The sequence below is a fragment of the Rhizobium sp. SU303 genome, assembly GCF_021052345.1.
GTDB lineage: Bacteria > Pseudomonadota > Alphaproteobacteria > Rhizobiales > Rhizobiaceae > Rhizobium > Rhizobium laguerreae.
In genome coordinates this window covers 2,016,900-2,041,969 of sequence record NZ_CP088095.1, presented here as the reverse complement: position 1 = coordinate 2,041,969, position 25,070 = coordinate 2,016,900, and the positions used below count along the sequence as shown (strand labels likewise).

Here is a 25,070-nt window from a genome sequence, read left to right as displayed (position 1 = left end):
GTTCACGTCTTCCTGCACGTCGCCTGCAAGGCAGGATCACCAGGATTTTCAATATCAGCGGGATACATCGATAAACCCGGCATGCGCGGGCGGATTCAGACCCGGCAATGCTCGCTCGTGCAGCTATTGAAAGGCATAGAGGCGGAAATTTCGCCGGAGGCGGGATGATACGGCGATGCAAGTGATTGGGAACTCCAAGCCCTGCCTCACCGTTAAGTGATCGGGTCACAATGGCCCGACCTTCAACAGGAGAACGGTTTCCCATGAACAATTTGATCTGGATTGTCGGCGCTGTCGTTATCGTGCTCGCGATTTTGAGTTTCTTCGGCTTCCGCTGATTGCAGGCGTGCTGATGGCATGCGGCGGCTCAACCGCGTTTTATTCTCCCGGCGATCGTATGGACGAGAGAAGCCGGGGCACGCGCCTGGTTGAAAACACTTCATGAAGCGCGATTGACCCGCCCACGCCCCCTGACAGGTTTCGAGAAGGCCGAGCTGGCTTTTTCACGGAAGGAATTATCACAGCATCGGCCATACCGGCCAGTTGCCGCCCGACAAGCATCAGCCACTTGCCACCGGACATACGCGTTCCATATCGGAGAGCTTGAGCATTGGAGGAAAGGGAGACCGATAATCCTGCGATGTCTTATTCCTTTCAGTGCACTCGTTCTTGCGGGTTGTAGCGGTCAGCAGTCCGCGCTTAGTCCCGCCGGCGAGGAATCGGAGGCGGTCTATCGGCTGCTCGTCGTCATGGTTATTGGCGGCATTTCGATTTGGCTCGGCGTAACCCTCCTGTTCCTTCACGCTGCCCGCCATCGAAGGCAAGCATGGCCGGCGGAGAAGGCCGCCGCGCTCATTGCCTGGGGTGGCGTTGCTTTTCCGACTGTCGTCCTTCTGCTTTTGCTGGGCTACGCAGTCTGGCTGATGCCGGCGATACGGCCTTGGAACCCGCTTGCAGAAAAGGATGGGGCGATCGAAGTGACGGGAGAGCAGTTCTGGTGGCGCATTCGCTATCCGGCCGTCGGCGACCAGCCTGCTTTCGAGACTGCCAACGAAATTCGCCTGCCCGTCGGCCGACCGGCGACTTTTTCTCTCAAAGCAACCGACGTTATTCATTCCTTCTGGATTCCGGCGCTTGGCGGCAAGATGGACATGATTCCGGGCCGGACCAATTATCTCACGCTGACGCCAACGCGCACCGGCAGCTATCGTGCCCCCTGCGCCGAATTTTGCGGTGCCTCGCATGCCTATATGGCTTTCTCGGTCGTCGTCATGGAGGAGGACGATTACAACGCCTGGCGCAGCCGCCTGATCGATGGCCAGGCAAGCGCTGCGGATGAAGGCGGACAACTCCTGCAGCGTCATGGCTGTGTGGCCTGCCATTCGCTCCGTGGACTGCAGATCGCCGGCCAGACCGCCCCGAATCTCACCTTGATCGGCGCCCGCCTCTCGATCGGCGCAGGTGCGCTTGCCAACACGCCGGAGAACATCGCCCGCTTTATTCGCTCACCCTCATCGGTGAAACCGGGCGCGAAGATGCCCGCTTTCAACATGCTTCCTGAAGATGATATCGAAGAAATTGCCCGCTATCTCGGGGGGCTCGAATGACGGAACCCCTTGCTTCGGTCTCAACCGAAACATCCGCCGCCCAGGAAGCGGAACTTCGGCGCGTATGGGCCAATCCAAAAGGCTGGCGTTACTGGACCTCCGTCAACAACACTCAGATCGGCCTGTGGTATGGATCGGCCGCCTTCATCTTTATGCTGTTTGCCGGCATCCTTGCGCTGCTCATGCGCCTGCAACTGGCAGTCCCCGACAACGATTTTCTCTCCGCCGATCTCTTCAACCAGGCCTTCACGCTGCACGGCACCGTGATGATGTTCCTGTTTGCCGTTCCGATCTTCGAGGCCGTCGCAATCTTCCTCTTGCCCTCCATGCTCGGCGCGCGGGAGTTGCCGTTTCCGCGGCTTTCGGCTTTCGGCTTCTGGAGTTTTGCGCTCGGCGGCGTGTTCGTCTGCGGGTCGATATTTTTCGGGGCGGCGCCCAATGCGGGTTGGTTCATGTATCCGCCGCTTGCCACCGACAAGCAATATTCCGGCATCGGCGCGGATATCTGGTTGCTCGGCCTTTCCTTCATCGAAGTCGCCTCCATCGCCGCAGCGGTCGAGCTCATCGTCGGCATCATGAAATGCCGGGCGCCGGGCATGCGGATCAATATGATGCCGCTCTTTGCCTGGTACCTGCTGATCGTGGCGGGCATGATCCTCTTCGCCTTCCCGCCGCTGATTGCCGGCGACATCCTGTTCGAGATGGAGCGGATGTTCGACTGGCCTTTTTTCGATGCAGCCCGTGGCGGCGATCCGCTGCTCTGGCAGCATCTGTTCTGGATTTTCGGCCACCCCGAGGTCTACATCATCTTTTTGCCCGCCATCGCGCTCATGGCGATGATTGTTCCGACCTTCGCGCAGCGTCCGATCGTCGGCTATTCCTGGATCGTGCTGGCTGCGGTCGGCACGGGGTTCCTGAGCTTCGGGCTCTGGGTCCACCATATGTTCACCACCGGCCTGCCGCAGATTTCACTGGCCTTCTTCTCGGCGGCATCCGAGGCTGTCGCAATCCCGACCGGGGTGCAGATCTTTGTCTTCATCGCCACCATGCTGGGCGGCCGGGTGATCTTCTCCCTTCCCATGCTGTTTGGCGCCGGGGGACTGGCGATTTTCATCATTGGCGGGCTGACCGGCGTCATGGTGGCGCTCGCGCCCTTCGACTGGCAGGCGCATGACACCTATTTCGTCGTCGCCCATCTCCATTACGTGATGATCGGCGGCATGCTGTTTCCGGTGGTTGCCGGAATCTATTATTATTATCCGCTGGTGAACGCACAAAAACTTTCGGCTCGATGGGGCAAGATCGCCTTCTGGCTCATGTTCGTCGGTTTCAACACCGCCTTCTTCCCCATGCACCTGACCGGCCTGCGCGGCATGCCGCGTCGGGTCTTCACCTACCCGTCCGATGTCGGCTGGAACCTCCTGAACCTCGTCTCCACCATCGGCGCTTTCATCTTTGCCGCAGGCGTCACCATCATCGTCATCGATATTCTGCGTCCGAAACATAGCGAACCAAAAGGCGAAATGAACCCTTGGAATGCCGGAACGCTGGAGTGGATCAGCGAGCCGGAAGAAAATTGGGGCGTGCGGTCCATTCCGATCATCAAAAGCCGGTATCCGCTCTGGGACCAGCCGGAGCTGATCGACGGCATCAAGGCGGGTCGGTACTATCTGCCGGACGCGGCCGATGGTCGGCGCGAAACGCTTGTGACGTCGGTTCTGGACGCCGAACCGCTGCAATGCCTGCGGGTCGGCGGCACATCGCTTCTGACCATCATCTCCGCTTTGGCACTTGGCGGCGCATTCATCGCACTGACCTTCCATTGGTGGATCTTGACGGCGCTCTGCGCCGCCGTGACACTTGTCGCCATCCTGATCTGGCTCTGGACGGGAACCAACGAGATACCAAGGCAAAACCTCAGGGATATCGGGCTTGGCAAGCAGGTTCCCCTTTATGCCTCCGGCCCGGCTTCGGTCGGCTGGTGGGCGGTGTTCATCACCATGGCCGGAGACGGCACGGCCTATGCCAGCTTGATGTTCGGCTATTTCTTCTACTGGACCATCCACCCCGATTTTACGGCAGGATTGCCTGGTCCGGGCAGGCTCTGGCCGCTGGTGGCGGCTGCGCTCTTTGCCCTTGCCTGGCTGGCCATGCTGTTTGCGCGGTATATCAATTCGAAGAGCCGGACGGCATCTGTCCGCCTTTGCCTCCTCACCTCCACGATCCTCACACTTGCCGCCTGCGCCGCCGGTCTGGCCGGTCCCTATCTGTACGACATGCAGCCGACGGCGCATGTCTATCCGGCGATCGTCTGGGTCATCGTACTCTGGACGGTCCTTCATGGTCTCGTTGCCGTGATCATGCAGTTTTATTGTCTGGCGAGTAGTTTTGCGGGTCGTCTGACGGCGGAATATGACGCCGATCTGCACAATGTCGTGCTCTACTGGCATTTCCTGGTCATCACCGCCCTCACTTCCTTCGGAGTGCTGGGCTTGTTTCCAGAGTTGAGGTGACGAGATGCGCCTGATCCCAAAAGAGGTGGAAACGCTCTGGACCCTGTTCACCGGGCCGGCCGTCTGGGCTCTGCACTTTCTTGTGTGTTATGTCGCAGCCGCCGTCTATTGCGCGAAAGCATCGGAAATTGCTTTCTCTTTCGGCATGCTCCGCTTTACCTTGTCCATTGCGACGGTTTTCGCGCTGCTTGCCATTCTCGGTGCCGCCTGGCTCGCCTGGCGGCAATGGGGCTTCGGCAGCGGCGATCCGCCCCATGACGAACCGACGAGGCAAGACCGGCTGCTGTTCCAGGGCTTTGCAACACTGCTGCTGTCGGGCCTGAGTTTCGTCGCGGTCATCTTCGTATCGGTCCCGCTGGTTTTTATCGAGGCCTGCGCAAGATGAAGAACCTTGCTCTTGTCGCCGGCATCTTTGCCCTTTGTCTTGCGCTGACGCTTCTTGCGACGAGTTGGAACGACGGATCGCTGACGGCGCATATGATCGTGCACATGACGACCGTCGCCATCGCAGCTCCGCTGCTGGCGATAGCCGTCAGCGGCAGGCGGCCCGATCCCGCCGTCCATCTCCCCTGGTTCGGGCCGCTACTCGCCTCGGTCGCCGAGCTCCTCGTCGTCTGGCTCTGGCATATGCCGGCGCTCCGTCGGCTGGCAGAAACGCGGCTTGATGCGATGCTTCTAGAACAGGCAAGCTTCCTTCTTGCCGGCATTCTGTTGTGGACCGCGTGTTTCCGGCGGCATGAGGAAGGCACCCAGCGGCTGGCGGGCATTATCGGCCTGCTCTTCACCTCGATCCACATGACGCTGCTCGGTGTCCTGCTGACACTTGCGCCCCGCCCGCTTTATGGGGTCGGGGATGTCACCTGTCTCGGCTTCGCGCTCAGCCGCGACACCGATCAGCAACTCGGCGGTGTCGTCATGCTCCTGGTCGGTGCAGCCTCCTACATGCTCGGCGCCATCATCCTGCTTGCCGACGTTCTTAAGCCCACGTCTTCGAGGGGCAGCCAATGCGGATAAGGTTGAGACGGATATCTGCCGGCGCCGCAGTACTTGCTGCAGCGAGCCTGTTCGTCGCCTGGGCCGGCATCATCGACATTCGTGCAAGCACCGGGCATTGGCGCGTCACGGACTGGTTCCTGCATTGGGTGATGCGGTCATCCGTGCGCACGGCAGCGCTCAGCGGGCATGCGCCACGGTTTACGGCGGCGATGCTGCCGCTTGCCGCAGGCCACTACGAAACCGGATGTGCGGGCTGCCATGGTTCACCGGCGATGCCGCGACCCGCCGCTGTCGAAAACATGCTTCCTCCTCCGCCCAACCTGCAGCATGTCAACGCGACATGGAATGATGCCGAGCTCTTCGAGATCGTCAAACATGGCGTGCGCTACACCGGCATGCCCGCCTGGCCGTCGATGGAGCGGGATGACGAGGTCTGGGCCATGGTCGCCTTCCTGCGGGAATATCCAAGCCTCGACCAAGCAGCCTATCAGCGGCTCGCCGGCTTTTCCGCGACGGCATCCCGGGACTTCGCTGCGATCGTGAAAAGCTGCGAAGGCTGCCATTCGCCGGCAGGCCCCGATGAAACCAGCCTCATTCCGCGCCTCACAGACCAATCGGAGACTTACCTTCGCGACAGTCTTGAGGCTTACGCGGCCGGCAAGCGTCCAAGCGGCGTCATGAAGGTTGCGCTCTCGCAGACATCGAGCGAAGACCGGAAAAAGCTGGCCAGCTATTTCGCCAGCCAGAGCGGACCCACTGAAGCAGGCCGGCCTTCGGAAATACTCTCTCGCGGCAAGCTCCTTGCGGAACGTGGTGACCGGACGCGTGGCATCGCAGCCTGCGCCGCCTGCCACGATGCTGCCGGTGTCAACGAGGCCTATCCACGCCTTGCCGGCCAACCGATACCCTATCTTGAAAACCAGCTCGGTCTTTTCCACAGCGGAAATCGTGGCGGCGGCGCCTATGCGGGTGTGATGACCAGGGCTGCTGCTGGTCTCAACGACGACGATATTCAGGCGCTCGCGGCCTACTACAGTGCGTTGTCCAAGGATTGAAGCTTTCCTGTGCGACGATGTTCGCCGGATTGCAAAAAGTAGATGATCACCCCCCGACCCTTCCTTTACACTTCCAAGGCAGATGGTAAGGGAATTCGATGGCTCGTCTTATTGGCGCAGATGAAGCGGCTCAATCGGAAAAGCGGATTGCAAAAGCCGATCGGCGGGAGGGCTTGGCGCGGGATGTTACGGCCATCAAGATCGGCGACTGCCTGCTCGGTTACAAGGCCGTCCAGCGCCGCATGCGGGCCAGCCGTTGGAACCATTTCCGCGGCCGGATGTGCGAGATCGAAAAGTTGATCAGACATCGCCATGGAGAGATCGTGCCGGAGGCCGATGACGCCTTGATTTACGTCGAGGTGATCGCCGGCCTCGCCCTTGTCGAGTTCAAGGAAGAGTTTGTCGACGTGGTCCTCGGCTGGGCGGCGCGATGGCTTCCCTGGGCTAGGAAAGCCGAGATAGAGGAGATCATCTACGAGCGGACCAAGGTGCGCTTTTCTGACTTGTCGGCCGACGCGCTCGGCCATGCTCTGCACCTCAGCTACTCAGAACGGAGCGCCCTCGATATCCGCACAATCGGTGCATTCGATGTGCCGAAACAGAAACGAGCAAAACTTCAAAAGGAAAAGCGGCGGCAGCGGGACCGAAGCCGAAAAGAGGAGCAGCGCCGTGCCGCCGGCGCGCTTTCCAGAGCCGACTATCTCGCCAGTTCTTTCAGCCAAGTGCGCCCCTGGGAGGCTTTCGGCATCAGCCGCCGGACATGGGAACGCCGCGGTAAACCGATGCCGGATCCCGCGACGATATCGGTTTGTGGTTCGATCTCGCTTGCCGCCTAGAACAGGATGATTTTAGGCCTGTTCGGCCTAAAATCTGAATCCTGTTCTAAATTAAAGAGTTAGAGCATGATGTCGTCCGAAAACCGCTCACACTTTTCGGCATCATGCTCTAGGCAAGCGCTTTCGTCAGCTTTAGCCGGGTGGTCCGAACCAGCTATTCATCGCCTCCTGCAGACCATCCTGCGTCCTGTCACCCACCCACGCCACATATCCGTCGGGCCGGATCAACACTGCCGTTGGCGCGGAAACTAGGCCCAGCGCCGGCAGCTCCCATGCGCCGTCATATCCGGCGTCGACCAACTTGATGCGGTTTGACCAGGGCGCGATGTCGAAGCTGCCGGGCGCGTCGAGGTTCAAGAGCACCGGCCGCGCATCCTGGAGCAGCGTAAAGAGACGCAGAGGGCCATCAGGCGTGGTGACGTCGAGGTCGGGCATGCGGCGACCAAGCAGCGGATGCCCCTCGCCGAAATCGTAATGGATCGCCAATCCGGACATTTCGGCAGCGATGCGTCTGCGCGGTTCCTCCATGCCAAGCAGCTCCGTCACGACGTCACGCAGGGCTTCGGTGCGATCGTCGGTCCGCTGCAATGCCACCTGCGCCATCGTCATGCGCAACACGCGGGCGGCAACCGGATGCCGCTCGGCGTGATAGCTGTCGAGCAAGGCTTCAGGCGATCTTCCTTTCACCACCTGGGCCAGCTTCCAACCGAGATTGACTGCATCCTGCACACCCGTGTTCAGGCCCTGCCCGCCGACCGGAGAATGCACATGGGCGGCATCGCCGGCGAGGAGTACCCGGCCCTTGCGGTAGGCCGTCGCCTGCCTGGACATGTCAGTGAACCGGGAAATCCAGTTGACGCGATGGACTCCGTAATCCGTTCCGAATGCGGCGAGGAAGGCTTCCCTGAGATCACTGAGCGTCGGTTCGGTCGTGGCGCCGGCATTCTTCTCCGGCACCATCACGCCGATCGGACCTTCCTTGGCAAAGACGATCTTGCCGTCGTGGATTTCATACTCCTCCCTGCCGAAGGCATAGATGCCAAGGGCCGTGCGATGGATGCCCAATGGCGGCTCCTCTTCCATCTCCACCTCGGCGAGAATGTTGCCGGTCGTCGGATCCCATCCTTCAAACGCAATGCCGGCAGCCTTGCGAACCAGACTGCGGCCACCATCGCAGCCGACGAGATAGCAGGCCCTGAGCGAGGCCCCATCGGAGAGTTCGATGGTGACACCGCTGTCATCCTGGGCGAAACCCGTTACCTCGAGGCTGCGATAGATCGGCACCGCCAGCTCGCCGACCCAGCCGGCCAGAATGCGCTCGATATGCTTCTGCCGCAGCGCCAGCCCGTAATTGTGCCGGGTTGGAAAATCGCTGATATCCAGACGCGTGACCGCGAAACCCGTGACCTGAGCTATCTGCCCTTCCGCGAGGAACCGGTCGACGACGCCGCGCTGATCGAGAACCTCGAGCGTGCGCGCACTCAGACCGCCGGCACGCGTACCGGCAAGCCCCTGGTCAGGGCGGCGCTCGACAATGGCGACGTCGACGCCTGCCAAGGCCATCTCGCCTGCCACCATCAGGCCCGTCGGCCCTGCCCCTGATACCACGACTGCATGGTCCCTCATCCGCAAACTCCCCTGTTTCGACGCACTCATTCAGGGTCCAGACAGAGCTGGCCCCCACTGCTTCCTCCCATCCAATCGGTCCTGCACAGCTGCCGATTTTTCTCTGTCGCAGGTTGTTCTCCCTATAAATATAAGCTCCATACTGGTTGGAAGGACTTGCGGCAGGATTTCGGGCTTGCTCTCCAAAGCCATTTTCGTGGCCACTTGCGGGTCTCTCGCTGCGGAGCCCAGGCTTTTCAATACGACCTGACCGGGTGAGCGCCGGATCTGGCAGATGCCGTCCGGGGTCGTTTCTCTCGAAGGAGATCAATTAATTGCGGGACGACGTATCTCACTGCGGAGCCGGAGCTTTTTGCGGAATCGTATCGGCCGCCGATCGCTCAGACGGATCGGCGGGATGGCCATAGATTGTGTACGCGGCACCAGCTAGAACGCCCAAGACGAGAAGAGCGAGGACGTAGAACATCATGCCGCGTATTGCCGTCTTCGGTGTCTCGTCCATCAGGGATCTCCAAGATTACTCAGCGGTCAAATTCAATGCGATGGCTTTGGTTCCGACGCGGCGGTTGTTCAGATGAGTAGCCGCGCACGGAACGATCAGGTCCGGATTTGGTTTAATCCACATGCTCATCGCTAGCGGAGGCCATCATGTGGGCAATCCTCATCGGAGCCGCTCTTATCATCGGCGGACTTCTTTTTCTTTTTACATCGGCGCTTGGTCGAAAACCGAGTAATCCGCATCGAATGCCGCAAGGCGGCACCACGCTGGAACCACGACGCCAAGGCCTCAGGTTCCTCGGGATATCCCAAAACTGGCCGGCGCTGGCCCTTATCGCGATCGGCGCCCTTCTCCTGGCTTTTGGCGGATATTCATGACATCCGAGAGTCATCAACCACGTTAGCTCCTTCGGCAGCAAAAACCCGGCTTTCACCGGGTTTTTGTTCAGGCATTACCAAGTCTGGCGACCGGTCCAGTCATCGATATCGCGTTTAACACGGTCCTTTTCGATACCGTACCGCTCCTGGATCTTTCCTTCCAGCTGGTCGCGCTTGCCGGCGATCTGGTCAAGATCATCGTCAGTGAGTTTGCCCCACTGCTCCTTGACCTTGCCCTTCGCCTGCTTCCAGTTTCCTTCGATACGATTCCAATCCATGGTCGATTTCTCCAGTTGTTGATGAGGAGAAAACGGACTGCAGTGGAAGTTGGTTCCTGTGTCTGAGCCAATTTTACAAACCGTCGCGTTACCTGCATCGACGCACGTGAACGACAGCCCAGGCCATGCGCGCAAGTGCTCGCCAGCAGCCGATCGCCATCGGCTTAGTTCAGTGTTTGAGCAAATGGGCACCTATTGTGCCGACCATAGTGCGGAGATCGTCTTTCGACCGTACCCCATGCTCGAACATGGAGATCAACTCTTGAGCTGCTTTGATTGCACTTGGGCTATCCTTGGAGCAGCAGCGAGCGGCGCACCATTCGTCATAGATGTCTTTGATCATTGTGAGGTCTTCTGGACCCAGAGCCGACTTTGAGCCGTGCATACCTTGAAACATCGCAATCCTCCCAGATGCTGACGTGACACGTAACCACAACGCACTGATTTTATGCCAACTTCTGGAGATTTCAATGTGCGATATAGGACAGTGCGAAGGTCAATTCCTGCGGCAAAGATGCAAGGCTCTGCCCGCGTCCAATCAAACCCACACCCCAATCAAGAAAATCGCAAACATTTTTTGAAACGATAATAGATGTGAAAATATTAATCTAAACATGATGCAAATCATTTTTCCAGTGTTATACTATGTCAATGGGAGATGAACAATGTCACTCAATATATTCGTCAATCTCTACAATTTAGGCTGCCTTGACGCACTTAACGTTTCTTTGCGGAGCCTGTCGGATGAAGAAAGGCTTGGCGCATTACTCTCGCTTGAGAAGATCGGGTACGAAGTGATCTGGAATGCCCGGAGAAAGCCGGCTTCCGCATATGTGTGGAGCGGTCCGAGCGAACACTAGTTGTCAGATGGGACAAAGGCCCATCCCGAAAATAGGCGCGAGGCTTCACGACCTTGTGTCTCCCTTTATTCGCTTAAAAAGCAGATGTTCCACCCTTCTATCGATCCGAAGGAAGTGAGGGCGGTCATGATCCGATCCAAGATAGCCGACGCTCAGACCGTGTTGAGCGACGAAGAAGTTGCCCTCTGCCAGAGAGTCTTTGACCACATCAGCTCGGTGCGACAAATCATAACAGACACCGAGCGCGAAGATCTGGCTCAGCGGGTTATCCATTCGTACCAGCATGGGGTGAAGGACGAGGCCGCCTTAATGCGACTGTTGATCTAAAATCGCCGTGCTGAATCAGGCTAATAATGACAAACACTTATCGCTGCAAATCAGTTGGTGTTACTCTTATGGCCAAGGCTAGTCGGCCTGTGGGAATTCTCGAAATACCACCCCTCTTTCCGTGAAATTTATACCGGCGTTGCCAACTCGTTCATGATTACGAGAAGCGATGCTTCGTGAGGCTCGGGCTTGCGGCAGGTGTGGATAGGATCCCGTGACACACGATGTCCAAAGAGATGATGACTTCGTCGTGAACGCCAAAAATCAAGTTAAATCAGATGGCGTGGCGTTTAATGTGCTAAAATACTCTGTAGGCGGAGATGACACAAATCAGGGAGAAAAACGATGGCCGACTTAGGAGACCGCAAAAAGGCGATGGAGGATCAATACTTCCAAGACGCCGAGAGGTCCATCAAGCTCAAATCTCGGATGGACAGGCTTTTGGCGCAATGGATTGCAGGCCTCATTGGTCGGGATGATGTTGCGGGCTACGGCGCTGAAATCACTGATGCCCGCTTTAAAGGGGGTGGAGACGCCGGAGTTCTCTCGAAAGCTATATCGGATCTTCAAGCGGCTGGGCAGAACGTCAGCGAGCAGGACGTGGCAGCAAAGATGAGTGAATTTCTGGTCGAGGCCGCTGGGCAGCCTTGAGCCCGAAGCGCTCCTGCGCTGCGGGCGCGTTCCATACGGTATGCAGCCGTCGGCCTCACCAGCCGGCGGTTGTTTTACATGCCCATGTGTCATGTGCCAATCGTGTGCCGTAAAGTGCGTAAAAGGGCTCCAATCACTGACACCGTTTACACATAGATTGATATATCGCGCTATATCCTATTGAAACTAGCTAGTTATTTGTATTTATTTTTAGGTGTGACCAAATCTGCCGTCTGCACGGCTAAAGGTAGCGGCCGGGCGACCGTCCTATTTCAACTCTCAATCACTGGCGATCGCTTCTTTGATCAGCGGCACAGCCGACCCTCCTTTTGAGATTTTTAAGCTTTACGAACGAGGTGGGCAGTGCCCCCTGAGCGACGTATTCCCTCGTGCGATGCTGGGCATGTAGGTCGACTTTGTTGGTTGCGCGAGCAACGACTTTCGTCATTCCCACTAAGCGCTTGCAGGATAAACGAGATCTGTTCACCAAGGCCCTCTTCAGCATTCCCGGCGTTTCGAACCCGCTCCTCGACAAGGACCGGGTGGTAAAAGGGCACGAACGCATTCATTGCACTTCGGGCAGCTATGGCTGCATCGATGACATTCAAATTGCCGGCGTCTGCCCCTTCTTCGATAATATTTTCGATGATCGCCACAAGACGAGCGCTATGGGCGCTAATAACTGGCCAGCTCTCCGCCGTTGCAGCGACGATCAAGTCATGGACCGGCTTCTCTTCAACGAAGTTCTTTCTTCTCTCCTCATGGAGCAGCTTGAAAAGACGTTCGAGCTTCTCGTGAGCCGGCGCCTCTTGCCGGGCGACTGCATCCGCCAACCGAGTAGCTTTCGCGATGAACCGGCCGCAGATCGACTTGTTGATCGCTGCCCTCGACGGGAAGAACCGGTAGATGTTGGCACTGCTCATCCCGAGGCAGGATGCGATATCTGCGACAGATGTCTTCTGGTAACCGATGCGGCGAAAATGCTCTTCCGCCACATCGAGGATACGCTCGCGCCACATTTCGACTTCAGTGCCCGTGCGGCCCTGTGGGATCACGATACGTGGCACGGACGCCCCTATTCCGCGGCCAGCGCTATCGGCCGCGCCTGATGTTCGACCGCTTCCTCTTTCTCAACTGCTTTGGGTGGTTTGATCCGAAACCACACAGCATAGAGGGCCGGAAGGAAGAGCAGGATCATCACGGTGCCTGCCGCCGTTCCGCCGATCAGGGTATAGGCCATCGAGCCCCAGAACACTGAGTGGGTCAGAGGTATGAATGCCAGGATCGCCGCGAGTGCAGTCAAGATAACAGGTCTTGTTCGCTGGACGGTCGCTTCGATCACGGCATGGTAGTCGTCGAGCCCTGCCGCCTGGTTCTCCTTGATCTGCTCTGTCAGGATAAGCGTGTTTCGCATCAGTATGCCTGCGAGCCCGATCAAGCCGAGGATGGCGTTGAAGCCGAAGGGTTGATTGAACAGCAGCAAGGTCGGAACCACCCCGGCAAGACCTAGCGGTGCGGTCAGCATCACCATTGTCATTGTCGAGAGACTGCGAACCTGCAGGATGATGATGATCAACATGGCAGCAATCATCAGCGGGAAAACCTGCGCAAGCGCAACATTGGCTTTCAATGACTCCTCGATGTTGCCGCCCATTTCGATACGGTATCCAACCGGAAGCGATGCGATCAGCGGCTGGAGGGCCTTCATTACCTGTTGCGAAACCTCCGGTGGCTGCGTCGCCTCGTTGATATCAGACCTTATAGTGATGACCGGGGTCCGGTCACGACGCTTCAAGATCGGCTCTTCGAACCGGATCTCGGAATGCCCGATCTGATCGAGGGGAACCTGGCGGCCATCCCGGCTCATCAGCGAAAAGTCGGCAAGTCGTGACGGGTCGAGGCGGTTTTCGCCAGCACTTCGAGCAACGACAGGCACGTTGCGGATGTTGTCACGCACCTGCGTGACAGGGATGCCGGTGAGCAGCATCTGCATCTGCTGGGCAGCCTCCGATGGAGAAAGACCAATCAGGTTGAGCCTTTCCTGGTCGGGGACAAATCGCAGAACAGGTGTTCGGTTGCCCCAGTCACGGTTGGCTTGGCGGACATCGGGAACGGTCTTCATGATCGCCAGAGCCTGCTCGGAAATCTTATAGAGTTCATCCTGATCGGGCCCCATGATCCGGAATTCGACCGGGAACGGCGTGTACGGACCAAACACGAGCTGGGTGACGCGCACAGAAGCTTCGGGAACAAGACCCTCCGAAATAGCGGCACGAAGGCGGTGCTTCAGTTCTTCGCGCGCATGGGCGTCCGGCGTGAGAACGACGACCTTGGCGAAGGCGGGATCCGGCAATTCCGGTGCCATAGCAAAGAAGAACCGGGGTGCGCCCTGCCCTACGTAACTTGTGACGATATTGGTCTCGGGCTGGGTCTGTAGCCAGTCTTCAACCTTCTTCACCGCGGATGTCGTCGCCTCGATGCTGGTGCCCTCGGGCATACGCACTTCAACCAGTACCTCCGGGCGATCCGATGTCGGGAAGAATTGCTGTTTCACGCCGCCCATCCCAACAACCGAAACGGCCATGGTGATGCCTACCACGGCGCAGACCATGAACTTATGGCGGACAGCGAACTCGATGACGGAACGCAGACGACGGTAATTCGGCGTGTCATAGATGGCGTGATGACCGCCCTCGACCGGCTTGATGTTCGGCAGCATCTTGACGCCAAGGTAGGGCGTGAAGGTAACAGCCACGATCCAGGATACGATCAGGGCAAAACCGACGACCCAGAAGATGTTACCGGCATATTCGCCGGCCGTTGATTTTGCGAACCCCACGGGCATCAGCCCGATGATCGTCACCAGCGTGCCCGACAGCATTGGCGCCGCAGTATGGCTCCAGGCATAGGCGGCCGCCTTGATGCGGTCCATGCCCTCTTCCATCTTCACGACCATCACCTCGATGGCGATGATGGCATCGTCCACAAGAAGTCCCAGCGCAAGGATCAAAGCGCCGAGCGTGATGCGATCGAAGAACCGCCCGGTTTCCAGCATGATGAGGAAGACCACAGCAAGTGTAAGCGGCACAGCAAGCGCGACGACAATGCCGACGCGCCAGCCGAGTGCGACTAGACTTACGAACAACACGACGCCAAGCGCCATGGCGAACTTGAGCATGAACTCGCCGACGGCCTCATCGATATTGACAGCCTGATCGCTGACCTTGGTGAGCGTCATCCCCAGCGGCAGTGTCTCCGCGATCGCGGCGGATCGAGCCTCAAGCGCTTTTCCGAGATCAAGTCCGTTCCATCCCGCCTGCATTACGGCACCCAACATAATTGTTGGCTCGCCTTCATGGCGGATAATGTAGGTGGCAGGATCTTGATAACCGCGCCGTACATCCGCGATATCGGAGAGTTTCAAAGTCCGGCCAGCGGCCACGATCGGCGTGTCGGCAACGGCCTGCACACTGTTGTAAGCTCCGTCGAACCGGATGAAGACCTGTGGCCCCCGTGTGTCAATCGAGCCGGCGGGTGTGACTGTGTTCTGTCGCTGCAAAGCAGCAGCGATATCTTGCGCAGATATGCCGAGTGTCGCGAGCTTCGCGTAGGAGAACTCGACGAAAATCTGTTCGGGACGTTCCCCGACGATGTTGATTTTCTTGATGCCAGGAACATGCAGCAGGTCCTGCCGGATGACCTCTGCCTGCCGCACGAGATCGCGCATCGGCAGTCCCTTTGCCTTCAATGCATAGAGACCGAAGCTCACATCGGAGTATTCATCGTTGACGAATGGCCCCATGACGCCCGGAGGGAGATTGCGGGCTTCGTCACCAAGCTTCTTGCGCGCCTGATAGAATTCTTCTGCCACGGCACTTGCCGGGGTGTTATCCTTGAGGGTGACCGTCAGGAAGGCGTAGCCCGGTCGGGTTGTCGTCTCGACGCGGTCGTACCATGTGAGTTCCTGAATGCGCTTTTCAAGCGGCTCGGCGACAAGGTCCTGCATTTCACGGGCAGTGGCACCTGGCCAGACCGAAGTAACAGTTAGGGTCTTGATTGTGAAAGACGGATCTTCGGCGCGCCCCAGCTTGACGAAGGCGTAGGCGCCAGCGGCGGCCAGCAGCACAATAAAGAACAGGGTGATGGCGCGTTCGCGAACGGCGATGGCTGACAGATTGAAGTTCATTGCTTTTTCGCCTCTTGCTGCGAGGCAATCCTGATGACCGCGCCGTCGGCGAGGAGATGCGCGCCCAGTGCTACAACCTGCTCTCCAGTTCCAATTCCCGTGACGAATGCCATCTCCTCGCCAATCTGCTGAACTTTGACCGGGGTGAACTTCACCGTTGATGTTGTGCCGTTGACGACCCACACTCCGGTGCGACTACCGTCATCCAGAATTGCGCCCACTGGTATAGCGACCTCCGACTGGCGGTCAGCATCGAGAATTCTAATCGTCACTGTCGAGCCAAGCGGGGCGGAAGCCGCATCGCCTTCGAGAACATAACGCGCCTCGTAGGTACGGGTTTGCGGATCGGCGGAATCCGAGATCTGCCGAAGTTTGGCCCTTCCGCTTAGACTTCCGCCTCCATACACGCTGGTCTGCGCTTCGGAGCCAATCTTGGGCCGCAGAGTCTCCGGAAGCCAGACAACAGCCTCGCGCGGGCCCGCCTGCGCCAGTTGAACGACGGTCTGGCCCGCTGCCACGACTTGTCCCGGATCTCCAAGGGTCTGGGTTATGGTTCCATCAGCGTCGGCAACAAGAAGCGTGTATGCAGTCCCATTTTCAGCCACTTTGGCGTCGGCTTCTGCCGCAGCAAGCTGAGCAGAGGCTGTGTCGAGCGCTGCTTTTGCCTGTTCATAACGCTGCGGAGTAGCTGCCAAGCCATTTTTTACCAGCGCCGCATAGCGCTTTTCGTCTGCTTGCGCCTGGACCAAAACAGCGCGTGCTGCGGTAACGGTATTACGCTTTGCTGTCAGCGCGAGTTGGAGATCGGTCTCGTCAATGCGCATAAGCGCCTGGCCTTGCCTCACCTGCTGCCCCACGTCGACCATCCTCTCAACGATTTTGCCGGGAACACGAAAACCAAGGTTGCTTTGTACCCGGGAAGCGACAGTGCCTGTGAAAGAGCGCTCAGCCGCACCGGTGGTGATTGCCTCCACCATTCTTACGAGTGGTGACGCTGCTCTTGGATCAGCGGCCACCGCTTCCTGCTTGGTGGGTTCAAAAACCACGAAAAAGGCCCCGGCTGCGCCGGCCGCTGCCACGAGACCTACGAAAGTCAGGACAAGTTTGCGTTTCATTTTGAGTTTCTCTTCTTGACGGGCGACATGGATTATTTAGATTGCGATCTAAATCTATTTTTGTTATAGATGTCAAACAAAATCTAATCGGAGGTCGATATGAGAGTGAGCCGGGCACAGGCTGAGGAGAACCGCGAAACGGTGATCAACGTCGCAAGCCGTCTGTTCCGAGAACATGGCTTCGATGGAATTGGGCTAAAGGATCTGATGAAAGGGGCCGGCCTGACCCAGGGAGGTTTCTACAAGCAGTTCGCGTCGAAGGACGACCTCGCCGCACTAGCATCGCGGCGTGCGATGGAAAGCGCGACACGGAGGTGGTCTACAGCGGCTGCAAACAGCTCCGATCCCCTTGAGGCAGTCATGGCGTTCTACCTTTCATCGGACCACAGAGGCGAAAAGTCAGAAGGCTGCCCACTTGTGGCGCTGGGATCGGACGCGGCTCGCCAGAGCAAAGAGGTCAGGCGCCCATTTGAAGACGGGATCCGGGCTCACTTCGAGGTTCTGGATGAACTGATGGCCAGCGACACGAGTTCTAGTCCCAGCGGCAGGGCGATGGCCATACTGTCTCTCATGGTGGGCGCCGTTACGCTGTCGCGGATCATGGAAGACGAGAACCTTTCACGAGACATCCTTAACGCAGCGGCTGGCGAAGTCAGGCGCATTGCGCGCGGCGACGACGTCGCTGAAGGCTAAGCCGGGTTCTATGACCTGGCGCGGAAAAGTGCCGAAGTTTAGCCTCCCGCCCTGGCAAGGTGAGTGTGTCCTAAGGCTCCGGCATAAGCCGCATGTTCAGAGAACAGGCTCTTACCGCATCATCGAGGGCGTTATACGTGCCAGGGTCTCATACGGTGAGCAACTGCGGTCGGAATAGGACGTCAATCGTGCATGAGAAGTCATACCGCCACCGTAACCGAATGCGGTGGAACCCGGGCGCACGCCACCTTGTTTGAAGGCTATGCAGACCAGATTCCGCCGGAGATTTTACTTAGTTCACCTTGGTAGCGGGAACGTCGACCGCCGGAGTTCGGTAGACATGGCCGGCCTGAAAAGGCGGCTACCTTGGGCTCGAAACCAACCGCAAGGTCAACTTCCGGCGTAGTCCAGAAGTGACCGGAAAAGGCCTCCGCTTTAGTCTCGAAGTACTCCGCAAAATCGAGCACATCGTTGTCCGTGGGTGCCGGGCCGGTGGCTGAAATGACATAGTCTTCACGTTTTCCGGCCGTCGCAGTGACGGTGCCCGCATCGAAGTCGACAAGCCGAAGGCCGTCTTCGCACCCTTCACGCCTATAATCATCGTCTTCTCCTCTAAAGATAATTTGGATAAGGCGATTGCGAAATTCAGTTCTGCCGTTAACCTGGAAAACATAGCATAACGTTTTCCACGCATTGTTGAATTTCATAGCACATTGAGACAAAGTGCCACCGCGAAGATACGGTTTGCGACTTCTGCTGGTGCAATACGCACACTGCACTTTCATGCAGGCGCAGAAACATGTGATGACTTAAAGGGCAAAATGGCGCTTGTTCTGAAGACCTTCGGTAGGTTGCAGCTCGTTGACGAGGCCGGGAATGTGGTCGCGTTTCCTGAGAAAGGCCTGCTGCTTCTCGCCTATTTACTCACGACCGATCAAGGTTGCGCGGATCGAACAACATTGGTGAGCTTTCTGTGGGGCGAGGCCGATAGGGACAATACGCTTGCGACTTTGCGTAAGTTGATTTCGAGAATGAAGGCCCGTCAAATTGAACTCGGGATAAATATCCTTTCATCCGAGGGCAACATGGTCACCGTCGACCGGGAGTCTCTGTCTTCCGATATTCTGCTGTCCGGGACGGAGGAAGAGGTTGAACCGTTCTCCCGGCTTAAGCTTCTCGTGAAGCTCATGAACCAGCCTTTTCTGGAGTCGGTTCACAGTCATAGCCGTCGGTTTCAACTGTGGCTTGCCGAGCGCGAAATTAGCCACATCGCACTTCTCGGAAATACGTTGAGAGCGGCGTCCCGACTGGCACAATCGCCGACGGAATCCGAACTCCTGAGGAAGGCTGCAGTTATCCTATTTCGGGCGGAGCCGAAGGATCCCGATACGCTGCAAATGCTCATAGAGATATTCCAGGCGGAAGACGAGGTTGCGTCCCTTCGGAACCATTTTGAACAGCGGCGGAATGCGATTTTGCGAGGGACCGCAGCGCGCACCAGACCCGACGGTGACGCCATATCCTTCCGTCCGACATCATCGCCTTCGAAGCCGAAACTCGAGACCGCTTTTCCCCTTGAGCCGCAAGATATCCGGATTGCAATTCCCCGCCTGGTGCTGCTTCCGCCCAAGAACCAATCCGCCCGACCCCAAGTCGGTTTTCTAGCCGCATCTTTGGTCGAAGATATCACAATCGGATTTTGCGCCTTCAACAGCCTGGAGGTCATAGCCCCCTATTCGGCAGTTCAAATCGGCCACCACGTGGAGACGCAGAAGGCCTTCTTTGAACGTCATCACGTCAATTATATTCTCGATACCCGGATCAGCAATACGGGCGATGAAGTCACCCTGTTCGCCCAACTGATCTTTTTCGACCAAAATCAAATTGTATGGGCGGAAAGATTCAGCCTTGATCATATGGATCTCGTCAAAGATCGGAGAACTGTCGCCCGACGGATCGCGCTCTCCGTGTCCAGTGAAATCGAGCGCCATGAGGCATTGCGCGAAGATCTAAACCCGATCGCTTACCATCGATATCTTGTCGGCAGGCGGCACCTGGCGCGGTTGACGCTTCCGAATCTGCGGCGTGCGCGCAAGGAAATGAAAGCCGCACTCAGCGTCAGCCCCAATTTCGCGCCGGCGCTGAGTTCGATGGCGCGGACTTACTCCAAGGAATGGTTGCTGACGGCCCGAGGTGATATCGAGCTTTTGCAAACTGCGGAGAGCTTGGCTAAGCAGGCCACCGAGACACGTCCGGACTTCGCCGATGGGTATCGCGAGTTCGGGGTCGCCAAACTGTTGCAGGGGGCGTTTGATGAAAGCGCCGAGGCAATGGAAGTGGCGGAGAGCCTTGCTCCGCACTACGCTGACGTGATTGCCGACTACGCTGACACGTTGGTTCATTGTTCGCTTCCCGCCATGGCCTTGCGAAAGATCGAGCGGGCAATTGAATTGAACCCGCTCGGTCCCGATACCTATTTCTGGACCGGTGCGGGAGCAAACTATGCGCTCGGCGAATTCGAAGCTTCGCTGGACTACATTGGGCAGATGGCCGATCCCAATTTGGCGGACAGGCTGTCCGCCGCGAACTGGGCCATGTTGGGCCGTCAGGACAAGGCGCGGGTCTTCGTACGGAGGTTTCGCGAAGGCAATCCGGACTTCGATGTGGACAAGTGGTTGTCCGCGGTTCCAAGTAAAGAGCAATGGCATAAAGATCTTTATCGTGAAGGCCTGAAGAAAGCTGGATTTTAAACATCAATCGTTGGAGGGAATAACATGGCTACAGTTGTTGTTATTAGTGTTGACGGCCGAGACGAACTCTGGATCGCTGATCTGGACAACGGCACCGTCGTACCGCTCCCGGAGCCCAAATCGGGCGGCCTGAAAGTGGTGACCGATCTTCGCGCGACTGGGACAACCTTGACGAAAGGCGTGAATATCGCCGTGGTTGTTAAGTCTGCCGAGGCGGCACTTTCGGGCCACTATGATGGCTGAACGCCTATAACACTTGGGGGACAAGCTGGACGGCGGCGGAGATTACTGCTCGCCGTCCGCACCAAACAGGCCGCACAGGGCATAGTCACGGCGCACCCGCCCCCGGCGGCATGCCGGCCCGAGGTATGCGCCGCGGGTGACTTACGGCCTAAAGCGCGTCGCGATCTTTCAGATTCGCTTGTCGCGCTTAGGTCTTTGTTTTTACGCATGTCGTTGTCGCAAAACCGCTGCACACTTTTGCGCGACATGCTTTAGTCGGCCGCAGCCAACCTTTTCGGCCGCCGTACATTAAGTGGCACATATTCCCGAACGAACTGCTTGGCAGCGTCGGCAAAGGTTCTTTCCTGCTTCAGCTGACCACCCGGCTTTTGCCCCGGAGTTCAAGATACCAGTCCTCGGCAAACTCCTTGGCCAGCGCAAGACTGTCCGTTTTGGTGCTCACGCGCCACTCCCGGCCCTCCAAATAGGTGGAGGCATTGCCACAGGGAGCTCTGGGCGCGACGATAGATTCGAACCTTGTCGCCGAATACCATATGCGAGGTCACTTTACCCTCCCGGACTGTGCGAGACATGTGTGAGGGTATTGTAGCCGATATTTAGGCCAATCCAAGGCTTTAAGCCATTGAAATCGTTGGTGAGAGCGTCGGGGTTCGAACCCGAGACCTACTGATTAAAAGTCAGTTGCTCTACCAGCTGAGCTACGCTCTCCCTCTCCGCGGGTGTGCCCACCCCGGCTGGAAGTGGGCGGAACATAGGCAGGCGACCCATTGCGGTCAACCGAAAAATTTGCCTTTTTTCGCACCCGGCACATTTCTTGCGCGCGCCAAGACAAATGTCTTGCGTGCAAAGACAGATTTCTTGCGAGAGCGGAGACAGATTTCTTGCGCGCGCAAAAAGGTGATTGGCAATCCCCGGCCCGCAAAGCTAGGAACATCACGCAGATTGCAGCCGGAGAGAATGCGTGTCGATTGCCGATATTTCCCTGTGGAGCGCGCTGATTGCCGGGGCGCTTTCCTTCCTGTCGCCCTGCGTGCTTCCCCTCGTCCCGCCCTATCTCTGTTACATGGCCGGCATTTCAGTCGAGCAGTTTCGCGGGGGCGGTGCGGTTGTGGTGGCGCCGGACGTCAGGCGCGGCGTGTTCTTCTCCGCACTGCTCTTCACGCTCGGCTTTGCCACCGTCTTCGTGGCGCTCGGCGCCGGTGCTTCCAGCATCGGCATGGCGCTTCGCCAGCATCTCGACCTCCTGTCGAAGATCGGCGGGCTGATCATCATCGTCATGGGGCTGAACTTTCTTGGCCTCTTTCGAATCGGGGTGCTGGCGCGTGAGGCGCGCTTCCAGAGCAGCGGCAAGCCGGCGACGCTGACGGGCGCCTATATTATGGGCCTTGCCTTCGCATTCGGCTGGACGCCCTGCATCGGCCCGGTGCTCGGCGCCATCCTCGGCGTTGCCGCCTCGCGCGAGACGGTCGGCTCCGGAGCCGGGCTGCTCGCCATCTATTCGCTCGGCCTTGCCATCCCCTTCTGGATCGCCGCCGGCTTTTCAGGCGCCTTCATGCGCTTCCTGTCGCGCTTCCGCCGCCATCTCGGCACGGTGGAAAAGGTGATGGGCGTCTTCCTCGTGCTTACCGGCCTCGCCTTCCTGTTCGGATGGGTCAGCAATGTTGCGATCTGGTTCCAGCAGACCTTTCCGATCCTGATGCAGATCGGCTAGGCCACCGGTTGCCGATTTTCCAGGCCATGTGGCAGGTGCTGCGTGGGCTCGTCAGAAATAGCGCCGCGCCCACAATTCCGTGCAACTTACTCTCATAAAAAAGTCAGATTCAGCGATGGCGTTTAGTTGCGCCTTTTGTACGGACGTGCGTCTTCGTCTCGCATTTGCCGACTTCAGCTCGGGAATGTCCAAATTCGTCTCGTAATCCCAGCTAATGTCCATATCTATCGCTCAAGCCGGTCCCAAGGATCGGTCTTTGTGTCATCGTGCGAAACGGTCGGATCTCGCTTGTTCAAAGCAACACCGAGGCTGACCCTAAAGCCAATTAATGACGGGTCTGGCAGTCGCTAAAGTTTCTCGACAGGCTCGCCGTTTGGATTGGGCACCGGCGCCTCTCTTGTATCACGGGCCGGGTGTTTACGATCGTCAGGCTCCGGCGGTTCCTTATAGTCGGGGCGATTGACAGGCTGCTCTTTAGGATTGCCCCTTTTCGATGGGGCATTATTCTTTTTGGACATGGCTGGTTCCTCCACAACAGTACGAACCGACTGGGGACATTGAAAGTTCCGAGGCAGCCAAAACTGCCAACGCCAGCGCAAATACATTCGGTGGCGCCGGCCGGGCGCGATCCTACTGTCCTCCGAGGAAGTGCTTTGCTACCATCTGAAGGCCGCCCCCACTCGGACGCGGAGCGGTATTCGTCGGCTCTACGGCCGCCATTCCTGGCTATTGCGATCGTCGAGCTCGCGATCTAGGTAGAACGCTGCGCTGATGAGAGCGAGATGAGTAAAGGCTTGCGGGAAATTGCCAGCGAGCTGCGCCTTGGTATCAAACTCCTCGGCATATAGTCCGAGATGGTTGGCATAATTCAGAACTGACTCGAAGACCCTGCGAGCCTTCTTGGTGTCCCCCGCTCGTGCGAGACACTCTGCATACCAGAATGAGCAGGCTGAGAAGGCGCCCTCCTCCCCGTCCAGGCCGTCATTACTTCGATATCGGTGCACGACACCGTCGTCCGCTAGTTGGTCGCCGATCGCCGTCAAGGTCGACAGCCACCTCGGGTCCGTGGCACTGACAAACCTCACCAGCGGCATGAGCAGCAGCGAGGCGTCAAGCGTGTCGCCGCCCTTTGTCTGCACAAAGTGCCCCTTCTCCTCGTTCCAGAAGTTTTTCCAAATGTCTTCGTAAATGTCGTTCCTGACGTCATGCCACTTGGAAAAAGGCGCCGCGAGGGATCGCTTGGTCGCGAGACGTATTCCCCGATCGACCGCCACCCAACACATGAGCCTGGAATGGAGGAACTCCTGTGGCTCGCGGCGCATCTCCCAAATCCCGGCGTCAGGATCCTCCCAGTGATCGCAGACAAACTCCACAACCTTTCGAACCCCCTCCCAGTGATCGTGAGAGATTGCGTGGCCGTATTTGTTGCTCAGATAGATCGAGTCGAGAAGCTCACCGTAGATGTCGAGCTGAAACTGTTCTGCAGCGTTGTTTCCCACCCGGACGGGCGTCGCACCGCCATAGCCGTGCAGGTGCTCGAGGCTGGCCTCATTAGGCACCTCGCCGCCGTCGATCGCATACATGATCTTCAGTCCGCCGCCGGCGTCACATGCCGACGCCCGCTGGCCGATCCAGTCGTTGAATGCCATCGCCTCGTCGCGATAGCCAAGCCTCATCAATGCATACACTGTGAAGGAGGCGTCGCGTATCCAGGTGGCGCGATAGTCCCAGTTGCGGCTGCCACCGGGGGTTTCCGGCAAGCCAAAGGTTGCGGCGGCGACAATCGACCCGTGCTTGCGCGAGGTCATGAGCTTCAACGCCAGTGCAGAGCGATTGACCATTTCGCGCCAGCGTCCGCGATACGTCGACTGTCTCGCCCAGTTCTGCCAGAAGGCGACCGTCTGATCTTCCATCTCCTCCGTGGTCGCTTCTTCCGCATTGTCGTCACCGTCGTCGAGAATGAAATCGACGCCCTCTCCAGCTTGAAGGGTGATCTCGGCGATAACGCCGCCATCGATCTCGACGAGTGGCACACCAGCCAAGAGTCGTAGAACTTCGCCGTTCGCCTGCCGCCAGATTACAGCGCCCTCTTCCATCTTCGCCGGGAGCTATCTTCTCGCATATTCGAACCGAGGAGTGCACGACATACGCAACTTCAAACTCCCGCGCGTCACACGAAAGCGCCGTACAACCATGCTCGAGCCGTCGCTACGGCTGTTTTTCACGTACATGAAATCAGTAAGTTCGCCGCTTGCCTTGTCGCCCATCCAACGTGTGAGGAGGACGTTCGTATCCGGAAGATACTGTTGCGTCACGCGGGCGTCGGCAAGCTCCGGAGCGATCCGAAACATGCCACCACGTTCCGGGTCAAGCAGCGCAGCAAAAATTGTCGGACTGTCGAAATCGGGCCAACATAGAAAATCGATCGTGCCGTCGGTAGCGACAAGCGCGATCGTCGCCAAATCGCCGATGACGCCGTGGTTCTCTATCGCGCGCGGAACGACGGCTGCGTCCTCCTGGCTACGTTTTGCGGCAACCTTATCCCCGATGAGCCCGCTGTTTGCATCCATGCTGCGTTCCTCTTGGCTGAGCTTCGGATGAAAAGTCCGCAGGGAACTCGCCACTTCACCGATTTGGCGCTTTGGTTCGAAACGGCAATGGCGAATGAGGTCGCGGGAACCAAGCACGGAGTTTAATCAGGAACGCACGCTGGGCTTTTGCGAATAGAATGATAGGCACGATCGAGC

General features: G+C 58.1%; 25 protein-coding genes and 1 tRNA gene. 14 read left to right on the top strand and 12 right to left on the bottom strand.

Annotated elements, in window-relative coordinates; genetic code table 11:
• Positions 1-452: 452 nt before the first annotated feature.
• From coxB to RlegSU303_RS10240, 6 genes are all read left to right on the top strand, one after another.
• Entirely contained in the window at positions 453-1,607 is a 1,155-nt protein-coding gene (gene coxB / locus RlegSU303_RS10265) for a cytochrome c oxidase subunit II (RefSeq protein WP_231283790.1), read from the top strand.
• Positions 1,604-4,120 carry a cytochrome c oxidase subunit I gene (ctaD, locus tag RlegSU303_RS10260; protein WP_231283789.1) on the top strand — a complete coding sequence of 839 codons (2,517 nt, stop codon included), beginning with the start codon at positions 1,604-1,606 and terminating at the stop codon, positions 4,118-4,120. Before coxB ends, ctaD begins: the two co-directional genes overlap by 4 nt.
• Positions 4,121-4,124: 4 nt before the next feature.
• On the top strand, positions 4,125-4,505 hold the full coding sequence (locus RlegSU303_RS10255; RefSeq protein ID WP_017960356.1) for a hypothetical protein: 381 nt from the start codon (positions 4,125-4,127) through the stop codon (positions 4,503-4,505).
• The gene (locus RlegSU303_RS10250) at positions 4,502-5,134 is read left to right on the top strand and encodes a cytochrome c oxidase assembly protein (protein WP_131709061.1); all 633 of its coding nucleotides are present in this window, start codon (positions 4,502-4,504) and stop codon (positions 5,132-5,134) included. Before RlegSU303_RS10255 ends, RlegSU303_RS10250 begins: the two co-directional genes overlap by 4 nt.
• Positions 5,125-6,171: a c-type cytochrome gene (locus tag RlegSU303_RS10245; protein ID WP_151518793.1), complete on the top strand. Its 1,047-nt coding sequence runs from the start codon at positions 5,125-5,127 to the stop codon at positions 6,169-6,171. Before RlegSU303_RS10250 ends, RlegSU303_RS10245 begins: the two co-directional genes overlap by 10 nt.
• A gap of 98 nt (positions 6,172-6,269) precedes the next feature.
• Positions 6,270-7,007 carry a hypothetical protein gene (locus RlegSU303_RS10240; RefSeq protein WP_026158673.1) on the top strand — a complete coding sequence of 246 codons (738 nt, stop codon included), beginning with the start codon at positions 6,270-6,272 and terminating at the stop codon, positions 7,005-7,007.
• A gap of 132 nt (positions 7,008-7,139) precedes the next feature.
• Here RlegSU303_RS10240 and RlegSU303_RS10235 read toward each other — a convergent pair whose 3' ends face one another.
• Together RlegSU303_RS10235 and RlegSU303_RS10230 are read right to left on the bottom strand one after the other, a co-directional pair.
• On the bottom strand, positions 7,140-8,633 hold the full coding sequence (locus RlegSU303_RS10235; RefSeq protein ID WP_094086041.1) for an FAD-dependent monooxygenase: 1,494 nt from the start codon (positions 8,631-8,633) through the stop codon (positions 7,140-7,142).
• Between the two features lie 331 nt (positions 8,634-8,964).
• Positions 8,965-9,135, bottom strand: coding sequence for a hypothetical protein (locus RlegSU303_RS10230; protein ID WP_165504228.1), 171 nt, complete (start codon positions 9,133-9,135; stop codon positions 8,965-8,967).
• 146 nt (positions 9,136-9,281) lie between these two features.
• Between RlegSU303_RS10230 and RlegSU303_RS10225 the strand changes: the two genes are divergently transcribed.
• Positions 9,282-9,509: a hypothetical protein gene (locus tag RlegSU303_RS10225; protein ID WP_017960351.1), complete on the top strand. Its 228-nt coding sequence runs from the start codon at positions 9,282-9,284 to the stop codon at positions 9,507-9,509.
• Positions 9,510-9,583: 74 nt separating this feature from the next.
• Here RlegSU303_RS10225 and RlegSU303_RS10220 read toward each other — a convergent pair whose 3' ends face one another.
• Entirely contained in the window at positions 9,584-9,787 is a 204-nt protein-coding gene (locus RlegSU303_RS10220; protein WP_017960350.1) for a CsbD family protein, read from the bottom strand.
• Positions 9,788-9,956: 169 nt separating this feature from the next.
• Positions 9,957-10,130 (bottom strand): hypothetical protein, encoded by a 174-nt coding sequence (locus RlegSU303_RS10215; protein WP_231283788.1) that lies wholly within the window; start codon positions 10,128-10,130, stop codon positions 9,957-9,959.
• A gap of 322 nt (positions 10,131-10,452) precedes the next feature.
• Between RlegSU303_RS10215 and RlegSU303_RS34335 the strand changes: the two genes are divergently transcribed.
• The 3 genes from RlegSU303_RS34335 (at position 10,453) to RlegSU303_RS10205 (ending at position 11,625) form a co-directional block, all read left to right on the top strand.
• Positions 10,453-10,647 carry a hypothetical protein gene (locus RlegSU303_RS34335; protein WP_331275224.1) on the top strand — a complete coding sequence of 65 codons (195 nt, stop codon included), beginning with the start codon at positions 10,453-10,455 and terminating at the stop codon, positions 10,645-10,647.
• A gap of 126 nt (positions 10,648-10,773) precedes the next feature.
• On the top strand, positions 10,774-10,974 hold the full coding sequence (locus RlegSU303_RS10210; protein WP_131644015.1) for a hypothetical protein: 201 nt from the start codon (positions 10,774-10,776) through the stop codon (positions 10,972-10,974).
• A gap of 345 nt (positions 10,975-11,319) precedes the next feature.
• Positions 11,320-11,625: an ATPase inhibitor subunit zeta gene (locus RlegSU303_RS10205; protein ID WP_017960345.1), complete on the top strand. Its 306-nt coding sequence runs from the start codon at positions 11,320-11,322 to the stop codon at positions 11,623-11,625.
• A gap of 338 nt (positions 11,626-11,963) precedes the next feature.
• Here the strand turns inward: RlegSU303_RS10205 and RlegSU303_RS10200 are convergent, their stop codons facing one another.
• The 3 genes from RlegSU303_RS10200 to RlegSU303_RS10190 are packed head-to-tail and all read right to left on the bottom strand — an operon-like array spanning position 11,964 to position 16,926.
• Positions 11,964-12,692, bottom strand: coding sequence for a TetR/AcrR family transcriptional regulator (locus RlegSU303_RS10200; protein ID WP_331275223.1), 729 nt, complete (start codon positions 12,690-12,692; stop codon positions 11,964-11,966).
• An 8-nt stretch (positions 12,693-12,700) separates the two neighbouring features.
• The gene (locus RlegSU303_RS10195; protein WP_231283787.1) at positions 12,701-15,811 is read right to left on the bottom strand and encodes an efflux RND transporter permease subunit; all 3,111 of its coding nucleotides are present in this window, start codon (positions 15,809-15,811) and stop codon (positions 12,701-12,703) included.
• Complete coding sequence (locus tag RlegSU303_RS10190) at positions 15,808-16,926, bottom strand: efflux RND transporter periplasmic adaptor subunit (RefSeq protein ID WP_131630407.1); 1,119 nt, start codon at positions 16,924-16,926, stop codon at positions 15,808-15,810. The genes RlegSU303_RS10195 and RlegSU303_RS10190 overlap by 4 nt, the downstream gene beginning before the upstream one ends.
• A gap of 99 nt (positions 16,927-17,025) precedes the next feature.
• Between RlegSU303_RS10190 and RlegSU303_RS10185 the strand changes: the two genes are divergently transcribed.
• The gene (locus RlegSU303_RS10185) at positions 17,026-17,619 is read left to right on the top strand and encodes a TetR/AcrR family transcriptional regulator (protein WP_168292174.1); all 594 of its coding nucleotides are present in this window, start codon (positions 17,026-17,028) and stop codon (positions 17,617-17,619) included.
• A gap of 260 nt (positions 17,620-17,879) precedes the next feature.
• On the opposite strand, the gene RlegSU303_RS10180 is transcribed toward RlegSU303_RS10185, so the two are convergent.
• Positions 17,880-18,326 (bottom strand): hypothetical protein, encoded by a 447-nt coding sequence (locus RlegSU303_RS10180; protein WP_017960340.1) that lies wholly within the window; start codon positions 18,324-18,326, stop codon positions 17,880-17,882.
• 114 nt (positions 18,327-18,440) lie between these two features.
• Between RlegSU303_RS10180 and RlegSU303_RS10175 the strand changes: the two genes are divergently transcribed.
• Both RlegSU303_RS10175 and RlegSU303_RS10170 read left to right on the top strand, forming a co-directional pair.
• A complete protein-coding gene (locus tag RlegSU303_RS10175; protein WP_231283786.1) occupies positions 18,441-20,369 on the top strand; it encodes a hypothetical protein in 1,929 nt (642 codons plus the stop codon).
• A 24-nt stretch (positions 20,370-20,393) separates the two neighbouring features.
• On the top strand, positions 20,394-20,612 hold the full coding sequence (locus RlegSU303_RS10170; protein ID WP_017960338.1) for a hypothetical protein: 219 nt from the start codon (positions 20,394-20,396) through the stop codon (positions 20,610-20,612).
• A 632-nt stretch (positions 20,613-21,244) separates the two neighbouring features.
• Here RlegSU303_RS10170 and RlegSU303_RS10165 read toward each other — a convergent pair.
• Positions 21,245-21,320, bottom strand: a tRNA-Lys gene (locus RlegSU303_RS10165).
• Positions 21,321-21,573: 253 nt separating this feature from the next.
• On the opposite strand from RlegSU303_RS10165, the gene RlegSU303_RS10160 reads away from it, so the two are divergent.
• Entirely contained in the window at positions 21,574-22,323 is a 750-nt protein-coding gene (locus RlegSU303_RS10160) for a cytochrome c biogenesis CcdA family protein (RefSeq protein ID WP_131709053.1), read from the top strand.
• A 347-nt stretch (positions 22,324-22,670) separates the two neighbouring features.
• Here RlegSU303_RS10160 and RlegSU303_RS10155 read toward each other — a convergent pair whose 3' ends face one another.
• From RlegSU303_RS10155 to RlegSU303_RS10145, 3 genes are all read right to left on the bottom strand, one after another.
• Positions 22,671-22,841, bottom strand: a complete 171-nt coding sequence (locus tag RlegSU303_RS10155; RefSeq protein WP_157626483.1) for a hypothetical protein — start codon at positions 22,839-22,841, stop codon at positions 22,671-22,673.
• A 189-nt stretch (positions 22,842-23,030) separates the two neighbouring features.
• Positions 23,031-24,419, bottom strand: a complete 1,389-nt coding sequence (locus RlegSU303_RS10150; protein ID WP_231283785.1) for a glycoside hydrolase family 15 protein — start codon at positions 24,417-24,419, stop codon at positions 23,031-23,033.
• A 12-nt stretch (positions 24,420-24,431) separates the two neighbouring features.
• Positions 24,432-24,893: a trehalase-like domain-containing protein gene (locus tag RlegSU303_RS10145; protein WP_231283784.1), complete on the bottom strand. Its 462-nt coding sequence runs from the start codon at positions 24,891-24,893 to the stop codon at positions 24,432-24,434.
• Between the last annotated feature and the right edge of the window lie 177 nt (positions 24,894-25,070).

What these genes read in the sequence shown, in the direction of transcription:
- ctaD (WP_231283789.1), top strand. Translation starts at nt 1,604, where the DNA reads ATGACGGAACCCCTTGCTTCGGTCTCAACCGAAACATCCGCCGCCCAG.
- RlegSU303_RS10255 (WP_017960356.1), top strand. Translation starts at nt 4,125, where the DNA reads ATGCGCCTGATCCCAAAAGAGGTGGAAACGCTCTGGACCCTGTTCACC.
- RlegSU303_RS10250 (WP_131709061.1), top strand. Translation starts at nt 4,502, where the DNA reads ATGAAGAACCTTGCTCTTGTCGCCGGCATCTTTGCCCTTTGTCTTGCG.
- RlegSU303_RS10245 (WP_151518793.1), top strand. Translation starts at nt 5,125, where the DNA reads ATGCGGATAAGGTTGAGACGGATATCTGCCGGCGCCGCAGTACTTGCT.
- RlegSU303_RS10240 (WP_026158673.1), top strand. Translation starts at nt 6,270, where the DNA reads ATGGCTCGTCTTATTGGCGCAGATGAAGCGGCTCAATCGGAAAAGCGG.
- RlegSU303_RS10235 (WP_094086041.1), bottom strand. Translation starts at nt 8,633, where the DNA reads ATGAGGGACCATGCAGTCGTGGTATCAGGGGCAGGGCCGACGGGCCTG.
- RlegSU303_RS10230 (WP_165504228.1), bottom strand. Translation starts at nt 9,135, where the DNA reads ATGGACGAGACACCGAAGACGGCAATACGCGGCATGATGTTCTACGTC.
- RlegSU303_RS10225 (WP_017960351.1), top strand. Translation starts at nt 9,282, where the DNA reads ATGTGGGCAATCCTCATCGGAGCCGCTCTTATCATCGGCGGACTTCTT.
- RlegSU303_RS10220 (WP_017960350.1), bottom strand. Translation starts at nt 9,787, where the DNA reads ATGGATTGGAATCGTATCGAAGGAAACTGGAAGCAGGCGAAGGGCAAG.
- RlegSU303_RS10215 (WP_231283788.1), bottom strand. Translation starts at nt 10,130, where the DNA reads ATGATCAAAGACATCTATGACGAATGGTGCGCCGCTCGCTGCTGCTCC.
- RlegSU303_RS34335 (WP_331275224.1), top strand. Translation starts at nt 10,453, where the DNA reads ATGTCACTCAATATATTCGTCAATCTCTACAATTTAGGCTGCCTTGAC.
- RlegSU303_RS10210 (WP_131644015.1), top strand. Translation starts at nt 10,774, where the DNA reads ATGATCCGATCCAAGATAGCCGACGCTCAGACCGTGTTGAGCGACGAA.
- RlegSU303_RS10205 (WP_017960345.1), top strand. Translation starts at nt 11,320, where the DNA reads ATGGCCGACTTAGGAGACCGCAAAAAGGCGATGGAGGATCAATACTTC.
- RlegSU303_RS10195 (WP_231283787.1), bottom strand. Translation starts at nt 15,811, where the DNA reads ATGAACTTCAATCTGTCAGCCATCGCCGTTCGCGAACGCGCCATCACC.
- RlegSU303_RS10190 (WP_131630407.1), bottom strand. Translation starts at nt 16,926, where the DNA reads ATGAAACGCAAACTTGTCCTGACTTTCGTAGGTCTCGTGGCAGCGGCC.
- RlegSU303_RS10185 (WP_168292174.1), top strand. Translation starts at nt 17,026, where the DNA reads ATGAGAGTGAGCCGGGCACAGGCTGAGGAGAACCGCGAAACGGTGATC.
- RlegSU303_RS10180 (WP_017960340.1), bottom strand. Translation starts at nt 18,326, where the DNA reads ATGAAATTCAACAATGCGTGGAAAACGTTATGCTATGTTTTCCAGGTT.
- RlegSU303_RS10175 (WP_231283786.1), top strand. Translation starts at nt 18,441, where the DNA reads ATGGCGCTTGTTCTGAAGACCTTCGGTAGGTTGCAGCTCGTTGACGAG.
- RlegSU303_RS10170 (WP_017960338.1), top strand. Translation starts at nt 20,394, where the DNA reads ATGGCTACAGTTGTTGTTATTAGTGTTGACGGCCGAGACGAACTCTGG.
- RlegSU303_RS10155 (WP_157626483.1), bottom strand. Translation starts at nt 22,841, where the DNA reads ATGTCCAAAAAGAATAATGCCCCATCGAAAAGGGGCAATCCTAAAGAG.
- RlegSU303_RS10150 (WP_231283785.1), bottom strand. Translation starts at nt 24,419, where the DNA reads ATGGAAGAGGGCGCTGTAATCTGGCGGCAGGCGAACGGCGAAGTTCTA.
- RlegSU303_RS10145 (WP_231283784.1), bottom strand. Translation starts at nt 24,893, where the DNA reads ATGGATGCAAACAGCGGGCTCATCGGGGATAAGGTTGCCGCAAAACGT.